A 12,294-nucleotide genomic window follows, 5' to 3' on the forward strand; every position below is an offset into this window, starting at 1 on the left:
TTATAGAATATTAAAAGCAGAAAAATATAAGCGTGTTTTATTTATAGTGGATAGATCAACTTTAGGAGAACAAACAAAAGATACTTTTGATAATGCTAAAATTGAAAGTGAGTTACCTATTTCAAAAATTTATGATATAAAAGGTTTAACTGATAAATTTCCAGAGGATACAACAAGAGTTCATATAGCTACTGTTCAAGGGTTAATGAAAAGAATTTTATACTCAGATAATAAACCAACAGTAGGACAGTATGACTGCATTATAATAGATGAAGCTCATAGAGGATATATTTTAGATAAAATTCAAGATGAAAATGAAGAGAATTTTAGAGATGAGTTGGATTATAGAAGTAAGTATAGAAGTGTTGTTGATTATTTTCAAGCTGATAAAATAGCATTAACGGCAACACCAGCTTTACATACATATGAAATATTTGGAGAGCCAGTATATCAATATTCTTATAGACAGGCAGTTTTAGATGGATATTTAGTAGACTTCGAGCCACCTTATATTATAAAAACAAAATTATCATCAGATGGGATTCATTATGAAAAGGGTGCAGATGTCAAAGTTTATGATAATGAAACAAAAAAAGTAAATGTTGTAAAAAATATTGAAGACCAATTAAATTTTGATGTAGATAAATTCAATACAACAGTTATAACAGAAGGATTCAACAGAGCTGTATGCTCGGCTTTAGTAAAATATATAAATCCTTTTGGGCCAGAAAAAACACTTATATTTGCAGCGACAGATGAACATGCAGATATGATTGTTAGGATTTTAAAAGAAGAATTTGATACTTATGGGCAACCTCAAATGAATAATGATATGATAGAAAAATTAACAGGTTCAGTAAAGGATGTAGGAAGATTAATAAAGAAATTTAAGAATGAACCTTATCCAACGATAGCAGTAACAGTAGATTTATTAACAACAGGAGTAGATGTGCCTGCAATATCCAATTTGGTATTTTTAAGAAAAGTGAAAAGTAGAATTTTATATGAACAGATGATAGGAAGAGCTACAAGAAGATGTGACGAAATTGGAAAGGATTGCTTTAAAATATATGATGCTGTTGATATCTATGCAGATCTAGAAGAGCATAGCGACATGAAGCCAGTTGTAACAAGTCCTAACTCAAATATAAAAAAATTATATTCAAGCTTAGAAAATTCTAATGGAGATATAGACGCTACTAATTATTTTAAGGATGAAATAATAGGAAGACTTCAAAGAAAAAAGAAAAGATTAGAAAAAAGAGGTCAAGATTCTATTAAAGCTCTTTTTAATGCCAAAAGAGAAGACGAAATCTCAAGTATAGATGAATACATAAGGTATTTAAATAATCTTCCAAAAGAAAATATACATGAGGAACTGATTAAAGAAAAAGAGTTTTTAATTTATATAGATAGCTTAAAGTTAGGAATAAATAAACAAGTTATATCAGATCACAAAGATGAAGTTCAAGAAGTTTATCAAGAGTTTGAAAATAGAAGGCCAGAGGATTATCTAGAGAGTTTCAAAGAATTTATTATTGAAAATGAAGATAAAATAGATGCCTTAAAACTTTTAAAAATGTCACCAGAAAGATTTACTAGAAAAGAATTGAAAGAGATTGTTGCTTTACTGGATGAAGAAGGATTTAAACAAAAGAACTTAGAAGTGGCTTATAATATAGTAAAAAATGAAGATATTCTAACAAATATGATGACTTTTATAAAATATGCTATAAAAGGTTCACCAATAATAGATAAAAAAGAAAAGATTAGTGATGTTATGTCTAAAATAAAAAAATTAAATCGTTGGACAGCACCACAAAAAATAATTTTAGAAAGAATAGAGAAATATCTAGAAAATAATGAAATTTTAACAGAGGATGATTTAGAAACATCTCAATTTAAACAGTATGGTGGTTATAAGAGAATTGATAAGCAGTTAGATGGAATGTTAAATGAAATAATAAATATATTGAAACAAGATTTGATTTTAAATTAATGGGAGAAAATAAATGACAAATAATGAAATTGTACAAAAATTATGGAATTTATGTAATGTATTAAGAGATGATGGAATAACATATCATGAATATGTTACAGAACTAACATACATATTATTCTTAAAAATGGCTTCAGAGTTAGATACAGAAAAGAAAATAGGTATAGATAATAAATATACTTGGAATGAATTAAAAAAATTAGACGGAATTGAGTTGAAAAAAACATATCAACAAATGTTAATAGATTTAAGTAATAAGAGTGGAAGTTTAGGAATTATCTATAGAAATGCTCAAACAAAAATAGAAGAACCTGCTAACTTAAAAAAGATATTTAGTGAAATAGATAAGATAGATTGGTATTCTGTTGATAAAGAAGATCTAGGAGATTTATATGAAGGGCTTTTAGAAAAGAATGCTTCTGAAAAAAAATCTGGAGCGGGACAATATTTTACTCCCAGAGTTTTAATAGATTCAATAGTTAGAATGACAAAGCCAGAAATTGGAGAAAGAGTATTTGACCCAGCTGGAGGAACATTTGGATTTATAATAGAAGCAGATAAATATTTAAAAAGTAAAACAGATAATTATTTTACATTAACAGCAGAGCAATATGAATTTCAAGAAAAAGAAGCTTTTTCAGCTTGTGAGCTAGTTCCAGATACTCATAGACTAGGTGTTATGAATGCTTTATTACATGGAATAGATAGTAATTATTTTATTCAAGGAGATACTTTATCTGAGTTAGGAAAATCTTTAAAAAACTATGATCTAATATTATCTAATCCTCCATTTGGAACTAAGAAAGGTGGGGAAAGAGCAACAAGAGATGATTTAATGCACGAAACATCAAATAAACAGTTAAACTTTATGCAAATAATTTATAACTCATTAAAGAAAAATGGAAAATCTAGAGCAGCAGTAATAATTCCAGATAATGTTTTATTTGAAGGTGGAGTTGGTAAGGATATAAGAGTTGACTTATTGAATAAATGTAATGTTCATACAATATTAAGATTACCTACGGGAATATTTTATGCACAAGGAGTAAAAACAAATGTTTTATTCTTTGATAGAGGAGTTACAGAACATGGGAATACTAAAGAAATTTGGTACTATGATTTAAGGACTAACATGCCTAATTTTGGAAAGACAACACCATTGACAAAAGAGCATTTTGAAGAGTTTGAAAGAACTTTTAATACTGAAGAAGAAAAAGAAAAAATTGAGAGATGGAATAGATTCTCATTAGATGATATTGTAAAAAAAGATTACTCTTTAGATTTAGGACTTATAAAGGATGAAAGTGTTATAGATTCAGAAGATTTACCAAACCCGATTGATAGTGCAGAGGAAGCTATATCAAAATTAGAAGAGGCTATGGATTTATTAAGAGGAGTTATAAAAGAACTTCATATTTGTGGAGCTGAAAGCAATGAGTAAGAAAAAAGAGGTAACAATAGAAGACAAACTAAAAGAGGCTCTTATATCAAAAGAACAGCAGTTTTACACTTTGCCAAATAGTTGGAAATGGGTGAAAATTGGAATTTTAGGAGATTATAAAAAAGGACCTTTTGGAAGTAGTTTAACTAAAAGTATGTTTGTTCCTAAGAGTACTTCAAGTATAAAGGTTTATGAACAAAAAAATGCTATAAAAAAAGATTGGAAATTGGGAGAATATTATATAACTAAAGAATATTACGAAACAAGCATGAAAGGATTTAAAGTAAAAAGTGGAGATATAATAGTAAGTTGTGCTGGGACAATCGGAGAAACTTATATACTACCAGAAGAGATAGAAGAAGGAATAATAAATCAAGCATTGATGAAAATAACTTTAAATTCCCTTACAACAAAAGAATATTATATAAAATATTTTGATTTTATGTTGAAAAAAATATCAAACTCTTTCAGTAAAGGAACAGCTATAAAAAATATTCCTCCATTTAAAGTTTTTAAAGAGCTACAATTCCCATTACCTCCATTAGAAGAACAAGAAAGAATAGTAAAAAAATTAGACTCTATGCTTGGAAGAATAAATGAAGCTAAGGAATTAATAGCACAAGCAAAAGAAACTTTTGAAAATAGAAGAGCTAGTATTTTAAATTTAGCATTTAGTGGAGAGCTAACAAGAAAATGGCGTGAATCTAATTCAATAGAAAGTTCTAAAATTTTATTAGAAAATTTAAACAAAGAAAAAATTAGATTATGGGAAGACGAATGTGAAAAAGCACTAGAAGAAGGAAAAAAGAAACCGCTAAAACCTAAATTACTTTCAGTAGAAGAAATGGCTATCCCAAAAGAAGAACAACCTTATGAAATACCTGATAATTGGGAGTGGGTTAAGTTAGAAGGAATAATTGAGTATACGACTAATTTAGATATCCAAAAAAAATTAGATAAAAATGAGACTATAAATTATGTGGATATTGAATCTATTAATAATAAATTATTTAAAATAAATACAATTAAAGAAAAAAAAGTTTCAGAGTTATCAACTAGAGCAAGAAGAGTCTTAAAAAAAGGATATATGATGTATTCTTTAGTAAGACCATATTTAAATAATTTTGCTTTAATAGAAGAAGAAAAAGAAAATTTTATAGGAAGTACGGGATTCGCAGTTTTCAAAAGTAAAGTTTCACCTATAAAATATATATTTTATTATATGCAAACAAATTATATAAAAGAATATTATCAGAGCTTTTTAAAAGGATTTAATTCTCCAAGTATAACAATTGAAAATTTTAATAGTACATCTGTTCCACTACCTCCATTAGAAGAACAAAAAGAGATAGTGAGAATTTTAGATAATGTTTTAAAAAAAGAAGATAAAATCAATGAAATCCTAGAGATGGAAGAGATGATTGAGCTTTTAGAAAAATCAATTTTAGATAAAGCATTTAGAGGTGAACTAGGAACAGAAAATATAGAGGATATTCCTTCACTTGAAGTGTTGAAAAAAGTTCTAGAGGTAGAATAAAGTATTAAGATATAAAACTATAGATGAGGTATGATTGATGAGTGATAAATATTCTAAAGTAGAAGCTATAATAAAAGATTTGCAAGGAAAAACAGGAATGAACTTTCAAAATGGAGTGAAGTCTATTTTAGAAGAGTATTATAAAATGCAAGGAAAGACTTTTACAATGCCAGATCCCTCTTATGGTGGAGATGATAAAAATGATGGTTGGGTTGAAGAAGAGGGAATTTTTTATCAAATATATGCTCCTATAGTTATAGTGGAAAAAAAATCTATAATAGGAGACTTGAGAGATAAGTTTAAAGAAGACTTAGAAGGTATTGTTAATCACGTTACTAAAAATGGTAAATGGGGAGGAAAATTCAATGAATTTATATTCTTATACAATACCCATGATAAAGGATTACCTCCAGAAACTAAAAGTAATTACAAAGAGATTGCTTTAGAGATTTCTAAAAAATATTCATGTAATTTTAAAGCTAAGTTAGTAAACCTTGATCATATAAGAGATTTATTAGAACAGTTACCCACAGAAGTTTTAAGTAAAATACTAAGAAGAATGGGAAATTTTACTATAGAAGCCTTAGAGGACATAACTCCAAAGGCAATAATAGATACTATTGAATTGATTTGTGAAAAGGTTCATGATATCCAATACTCAACAGAGTTTGACTATAGAATTATAACTCCACAAGAAAAATTGAGTAAAAATAATTTGAATGAAAATGCCGCAAAAATAAATTTAATTTTAAAGAAGACAATTTTTATGGAACAAGTTGAAGGTGATTTTATAAATTCCGACTTTGTGTTAAAAGAAAAGTTTGATGTTCTAAAAGCTTATATAATAAGAGAGTATTTAGAGTTAAGAAAAAGATTTTCAGGAGATGAGTTGTATAATAATTTAATAGATAATTTATCAAATCTTGTAAATAGAGCTGGATTTATAAAACCAACAATAGAATTAATCATTGTTTTTCTTTTTGAGAAGTGCGACATTTTTGAAAAGTAAGAGCTAGAAAAGTAGACAATTTATGGTATAATTTAAATAAAATAAAGTGAGGAGGTGTAAAAGATGATTTTACCCGATAAGTATATAACACCATCTGAAAGTTTAGTTGGAATAGGAGCTTTTCTTTTAGATGTAATTAGTAAAAAAAGTATAACTATAGATAAATTGTGGTCTGATTTTAATAAGAAATATATTGAAAGTAAAATTATAAAATACCCTCCAACATTTAATAAATTTTTATATACACTTGAAGTTTTGTATTTAATGGGAACTATAAACTATAATGAAAAGGGGGAGATATTTAATGAAAATTTTAAAAATTAGTATATTTAACCCTCAAGAAGATTTAGTTAGAGAAGTAAAGTTTAATAAAGAGGGACTATCTGTTATATTAGGAAAGATAATGGATGCTAAACAAAAAGAGAAGAGTTCTAATAGTATTGGTAAAACTTTATTGTTACTTTTTATTAACTATATTTTAGGAAGTAATTCTACGAGCAAGTTGTTTTCAAAATTTTTAAATGATTGGACAGTAGAGGGTGAAGTTTTAGTTAATAATGAGGAAGTAACTATAAAAAGAGTTATAGGAACAGATGGAGTTTTCTATAAAGGTCAAAAATATGAATTAGAAAACTTTAAAGAGTTATTAGGTATAAATAGAGCAGAGTTAGAAAAAATATTTCTTTTAAAATATAGAGAAAATATAATTAGTACGAGATTTCCAAATCCATCAATTAAAGATTTTGAAGTCTTTTGTTCTCTTATGAATTTTGATTTTCTAGAGGATTTAGAAAAATATGATAAATTAAGAGATGAAAAAGAAAAGAAATCAAAGTCTATAAAAGAGATGTTAAAGATTTTAGAAATCAGTTTAAAAGATATAAAGAAAGAGCTTTTTAATATCAATAAACAGTTAGAAGAAAAAGAAAAAGAAATGAGTGATTTAAACTTAAAATTAGAGGATTTAGATTTAACATCCATTAATTCAAATATAGTAAAAGGATACGCTCAAAATTCAGATACCTTAAAGAAGCTAGAGTTTAAAAGATATAAGTTTCAAATGGAAAATGATAATTTAAGAAGATATTTAGAAGAATCAAATAAGTTAGATAAAGGCTCTTTAATGATTGAAAACTTATATAAAAAAGCAAAAGTTGATTTAGGAGATAAAGTAGTAAAAAGGTTTGATGATGTAAAAGGATTTTTTGAGACAATTTATCAAAATAGACTTTCAACTATAACTAAGGAAATTAAAAATAATGATGATCAGATAAAGGACTTAGAATCTCAAATAGATAGCTTAAAATCAGCTATAAAGGTAGAGCTTAAAATAATATCAGAGAGCAAGTTATATCAAGAAATTATTAATAATATTTCGAAGATAAATTCAGAGATACAGGATTTGAATTATAAAAGAGGATCACTAAGTTCTTTAAATGATTTACTTTTTAAAATTGAAAAGATGGAAGAAGAAATAGAGGTAAAGAAGTTAGAGATTTCAAGGAAGTTTGAAGCATATCAAGAGAAATTAACAACGATAAATAACTTTGTGTATGAGTGTGTTAAAGATATCTTTGCTACAAATGTGACAGTATTTTTTGACTTTGCAATATCAAATAATAGTAGAAAAAAAAGTCTATTTGATTTAGACTTGACTTTAGATGGAGATACAGGGGAAGGAAGAAAAGCTGTAAAGAACATATTAATGGATTTTATAATTTTTAAATTTTCTAATAAAAGTGAGTTCTTAATACATGATTCAGCATGTTTCTCTGGAATAGATTCAAGAAATATAATTTCTATAATTTTATTAGGAAAACGTATAGCCGAAGAAGAGAATAAGCAGTACATAGTTTCATTAAACACTTTCCAATACTCTGGAATAGATTCTGATTTTGATGAATTAATAAATTCTCAAAAAGTTATTGAATTAACAGATGAAGGGGTAGAAAATAAATTATTGAGAGTTGAATTTAAGTAAAAGAAATATGAAAAAATATAGGTGAAGTAATTTTTTTAATATAAATGAGAACTTTTTTAAAATATTTTTAAAATTAAAATCAGTAGAGCATAATATGGAAATAGGGAGGTGGAAGAAAGAATGGAAAAAAAAGCTTATTTAGAGGTAGTAAATAAACGTTACACTTATTTAGAACTAATAGACTTGTTGCAAAAGAAAGAGATTGTTAGCTTAAAAAATATTAAACAAAAAATCTCAAATGAAAAACTTGAGGACTCAATAATAGAAAATGAAATTGAAATAAAAGTTTTTAAAAGCTATTATTCTGATAAGTATATTCTTTTGACTGGAGGAAAATACTTAGTGGGAATATACAGACAGTTAATAGAAAATAAGGATTATAACTATATATTAGAAGAGCTAGAAGATAAGTATAAAATATTGAATAAAATAAAATTAAAAAACGATTCTATTTTTCAAAAAAGTGTAAGATTAAATATTTTATATAGTAACGAAGAAAAAGAAAATAGAAGAGCTGTTTATAAGAGAATAAAAAATATATATGGGATTTCATTAACAAAATTTTTGAAAAATGAAGAGGGAAAAAATAATGGAATTGATAGTTGAGAAAATATTAAATGAACAAGAAAATTTTTTAGTAACTGGAAATAATGGTGTAGGAAAATCGTTTTTAGCCTATTCTATATTAGAAAATTGTGAAAATTTTTATTATATAGGAGTGATTAATCACTCATTTAAACTAAGGTTAGTAAAAACACCCATTAAAGATGAAGAATATGAGTTTAATATAATTACAGAAGAAAGATTAAAAACAGATAAAGTATACGAAGCAAAAGCTTACGATACCTATGGTAGATATGAATTGGATTCAGTTGCAATAGCTTTAGGAATTAAATTTATGGAATTATTAAGTGAAGAGAAGATAAGAAAAGAAGTTGAAAAAATATTAAGTTGTTTTAACATTAAACTAGTAATGGAAAATAATAACTTAATGTTAGAGATAGAAGGAATTAATTTTTATTTAAATGATGGAAAAGATATTTCTATTGGATACCAAACGATTTTAAGAATAGTAACAGAATTATTTTTATTAAAGCTAAAATATAAAAGAAGATTTGTAATATTTTTAGATGAAGTAAGCAAAAGTTTAGACTGTTTAAATTCTTTAAAATTATTAAAAGTTTTAGAAGAATTTTTTCCAAGATATAAATTTATTATAACAACACATTCTTATGATCTTATATTAGGAACAAAAGACTCTAAGGTTATAAAAATAAACACAGACAAAGTTATACAATATTTTGAAACAAAAGATTTTAAGACAATAGAGGAAATAAGAGAACAAATTTTTGATGTAGTTAATGAAGAAAAGATAGATGAAGTTGAAAAATTACTATATAATATAGGAAATATAATTGATAATTTGCGTAATAATAAAATAACAAGTAATTATGAGAGGCTTGAAAAAATACTAAAAATAGCAGAACTATATAAAGAAAAATCAAATAAAGTAAAAATTATGTATAATTTTGGAAATAAAATATTAGCTGAAAGGAAAAAATAGGTGGGCATTAAATTAATAGATTTTGATATTAGTAAAATTGATTATACAAATTATGTGTATGGTGAAAATTATAAAGATGTGAAAGAAGCTTTGAAAGTTTTAACAGGTGGATTTTGTATGTACTGTTATGATAAAGTAACTCATAATGCTAATCAAGAACATTATATAGATAAGGCTATTGAGGAAAAATTTGTAAATTATAAATATAATATTGTTTATTCTTGTCCAACTTGTAACTCTTCGAAAAACAGACAAAAATTTAGAGAAGGATATAAAGAATTACACGATAAAGCAAAAAAAGAGTGTTCTTACTGTGAACATAAAAATAATATAAAATCATGCTATGATGAATGTGTAACTATTTATAGAGTAAAAAATGGAGTGTATAATCCTTTAAAACATAAAATTTCAGATTATATTGAATTATCACTTTATGCTAGAAAATTTGTTGTAATAACTAGTGAAGACTCTGAAAATATAACAAAATATATAGAAAATGATAGATCGAGGCATATAACAACTTTTTCTTTAAATAGTAAAATAAAAAAAATAATAGATGCAGTCTGTGATGACATATTAGAATATGGACAAATTCCTCAATTTTTATCAAGAAAATATGATAATTTAATGGCTAAGCAAGTTATTGAATATTTTAAAAAATTAGAGAATAATGAAGGATTAAAAAAAGTTCTAGATGAAATAGAAATTTTGATAGAGTTAAGATATACACATTAATATTATAGAAAATATTAATAAGAAATTCAAGAAGAGTTATTGAATCATTAAATAAAAGAATAAAAAATAAAATATTTAAAAGTTAGATTTTAAATAAAAATAATTAGGTGTGTGGATTAGTAGAGCGTCCATGGGGGCGCCATAAGATATTTAATAGTATTAAAAATAAAGGTCATTAAATCAAAGTTGATTTAATGACCTTTTTGTATATTATAAATTTTTACTATTTATAATTTCTAGTTGTTTTTTAAATTTTTTTAATATATTTAAAAAAATTTTAATCTCACTTTCTGAAAATAAATCTTTAAATTTTTCTTGTATATTTGGCAAGAAAGAATCGATATAATCAATAGCTGAAATACCATCTTTTAAAAGATAAAGTCCCTTTTTTCTAGAATCAAGTTTTTTCTTTTCAATAAGCCCTTTATCTTCTAAATTTGTTATATATTTAGTAACTAAAGATCGCTCTATTTTAGCTTCTTTAGAGATTTCATACTGAGTAATTCCAGGATTATTATAAATAAGTCTTAAATAAACACTCTCCATTTTAGTTATTTCTAAATTTGATAAAAGATAATTAAATAGAAAATCAATTTCTTTATTAATTGAAGAAATTAAATAAATTGCCCCTTCGTGTGTTTTCATGATATTCCCCTTTTAGTAAGTTTATATGTATATAATAAACCATTTAAAATAAAAATAAAAGGGTGAAGAGTTCACGGTTATCTCTTCTAACTATTATTCTAAGATAAAAAGTTTTAAAATAACAATAGGTGGATTAAAAAATATAAATGGAGGGGAATTATGAAAAAAAATCTAGTTTATTTAAGTGCACTTTTTGCTATAACTACATTGGCGCAAGGAAAGGAAGTTGTTAATTATCCTAAAGTAGAGGTAGAGGAAATAAATATTGTAAAAGAAGAAACTACTTTTAGACCAAGTGGATATTTAAGAATAGAATATAAGGGTTATGGTGAAACTGAGGGACATGGTGATGGCCTAAGGAATAATTTTTCTGATACCTCAGTAGATCCAAGTATAGCTCAAGATGAATGGAATAGAGGAGCTAATAACTATTCTAGATTACAAACAACTTTTGGTGTTCAAGCAACTGAAAAAATTCTTTTAGAAGGAAGAATAAGAGACTATAATAATTTAGAAAGAGACGACGATTCTAAAGATAATAGTGCTAAAGATGGAACAGAAACAAGAATGAGATTGTATTATGCTCATAATAATTGGATGACGTCTAGAATTGAGTATTATAATCAGGAAAATGATGATCAAGAGTTAGAATATCAATTAAGAATGGATTTATATAAAAATAAAGGAGCTTTTGTAGAAAAATTAGTTTTAGCTCCCAAATATTATCATTTATTTCCAAGTTCTAATGGTGGAAACTATGTCAACGCTATTGGAGCAGATTTAGAATATGCAGGAAATTTACCATTAGGAATAACATGGGATGGTACACTTTATTTAGATTACTATTTCTATAATCAAGATATCATAACAGGAAGTAATGAAAGTGATAGAGAAGATAAAGAATTTGTAATAGAGTGGGAGTTTTATTTACGTAGACATTTTGAGTTATATGCAGGAAATAATTATGGAATTAACTTAGATTTTGAGGGTGGATACGATCCATACGTATTTAGACAATATGATAGATATGGATTTGATAGTAATAAAAATTCATACGTAATGAAAAAATCAAAAGATACGTATGAATTGTATGGACAGGTAGCCATGTCAGCTGATTATAGAGTAACAGAAAATTTTGTGACGACTGTAGGAGTTGGGGCAGAATATAGAAACTGGGATAATATAAACCAAGATTCAGCTTCAGATTGGAGATGGCAACCATTTGCTTACGTAGCGATGAAAACAACATTTTAAAAGCTTATAATCTTAAAATCTGAATAAAGATTTTAATTTTTATAGAAAGTGCTAATTTGAAAGGAGCTTAACTTTTGTTAGGCTCCTTTTGAATTAATAAAATATTTTTTAAACTATAATATATAATAG

Annotated in this window: 11 protein-coding genes; 10 read left to right on the forward strand and 1 reads right to left on the reverse strand. The window is 25.7% G+C overall.

Annotated features, from left to right (window positions below; translation table 11 throughout):
• The 9 genes from hsdR to Q0V08_RS07215 form a co-directional block, all read left to right on the forward strand.
• Window positions 1–1,999: type I restriction-modification system endonuclease (hsdR, locus tag Q0V08_RS07175; RefSeq protein WP_297433437.1), on the forward strand; the 1,999-nt coding region annotated here is incomplete at its 5' end.
• A 13-nt stretch (window positions 2,000–2,012) separates the two neighbouring features.
• On the forward strand, window positions 2,013–3,440 hold the full coding sequence (locus tag Q0V08_RS07180) for a type I restriction-modification system subunit M (RefSeq protein ID WP_297433439.1): 1,428 nt from the start codon (window positions 2,013–2,015) through the stop codon (window positions 3,438–3,440).
• Window positions 3,433–4,977, forward strand: a complete 1,545-nt coding sequence (locus tag Q0V08_RS07185) for a restriction endonuclease subunit S (protein WP_297433441.1) — start codon at window positions 3,433–3,435, stop codon at window positions 4,975–4,977. The genes Q0V08_RS07180 and Q0V08_RS07185 overlap by 8 nt, the downstream gene beginning before the upstream one ends.
• A gap of 37 nt (window positions 4,978–5,014) precedes the next feature.
• Window positions 5,015–5,986 carry a hypothetical protein gene (locus Q0V08_RS07190; protein ID WP_297433443.1) on the forward strand — a complete coding sequence of 324 codons (972 nt, stop codon included), beginning with the start codon at window positions 5,015–5,017 and terminating at the stop codon, window positions 5,984–5,986.
• Between the two features lie 63 nt (window positions 5,987–6,049).
• On the forward strand, window positions 6,050–6,310 hold the full coding sequence (locus Q0V08_RS07195; RefSeq protein ID WP_297433445.1) for an ABC-three component system middle component 6: 261 nt from the start codon (window positions 6,050–6,052) through the stop codon (window positions 6,308–6,310).
• Window positions 6,291–7,967, forward strand: coding sequence for a DUF2326 domain-containing protein (locus Q0V08_RS07200; RefSeq protein WP_297433447.1), 1,677 nt, complete (start codon window positions 6,291–6,293; stop codon window positions 7,965–7,967). Before Q0V08_RS07195 ends, Q0V08_RS07200 begins: the two co-directional genes overlap by 20 nt.
• 120 nt (window positions 7,968–8,087) lie before the next feature.
• Window positions 8,088–8,573 carry a hypothetical protein gene (locus tag Q0V08_RS07205; RefSeq protein ID WP_185892699.1) on the forward strand — a complete coding sequence of 162 codons (486 nt, stop codon included), beginning with the start codon at window positions 8,088–8,090 and terminating at the stop codon, window positions 8,571–8,573.
• Complete coding sequence (locus Q0V08_RS07210) at window positions 8,557–9,531, forward strand: hypothetical protein (protein ID WP_297433452.1); 975 nt, start codon at window positions 8,557–8,559, stop codon at window positions 9,529–9,531. Before Q0V08_RS07205 ends, Q0V08_RS07210 begins: the two co-directional genes overlap by 17 nt.
• Window positions 9,532–10,266 carry a hypothetical protein gene (locus Q0V08_RS07215; RefSeq protein WP_185892703.1) on the forward strand — a complete coding sequence of 245 codons (735 nt, stop codon included), beginning with the start codon at window positions 9,532–9,534 and terminating at the stop codon, window positions 10,264–10,266.
• A gap of 210 nt (window positions 10,267–10,476) precedes the next feature.
• Here the strand turns inward: Q0V08_RS07215 and Q0V08_RS07220 are convergent, their stop codons facing one another.
• A complete protein-coding gene (locus tag Q0V08_RS07220; protein WP_297433454.1) occupies window positions 10,477–10,911 on the reverse strand; it encodes a MarR family transcriptional regulator in 435 nt (144 codons plus the stop codon).
• Window positions 10,912–11,070: 159 nt separating this feature from the next.
• Here Q0V08_RS07220 and Q0V08_RS07225 point away from each other — a divergent pair, with 159 nt between their 5' ends.
• A complete protein-coding gene (locus tag Q0V08_RS07225) occupies window positions 11,071–12,165 on the forward strand; it encodes a hypothetical protein (protein ID WP_297433455.1) in 1,095 nt (364 codons plus the stop codon).
• The last annotated feature ends 129 nt before the right edge of the window (window positions 12,166–12,294 follow it).

This window comes from uncultured Cetobacterium sp., assembly GCF_947038635.1.
Classification (GTDB): Bacteria; Fusobacteriota; Fusobacteriia; order Fusobacteriales; family Fusobacteriaceae; genus Cetobacterium_A.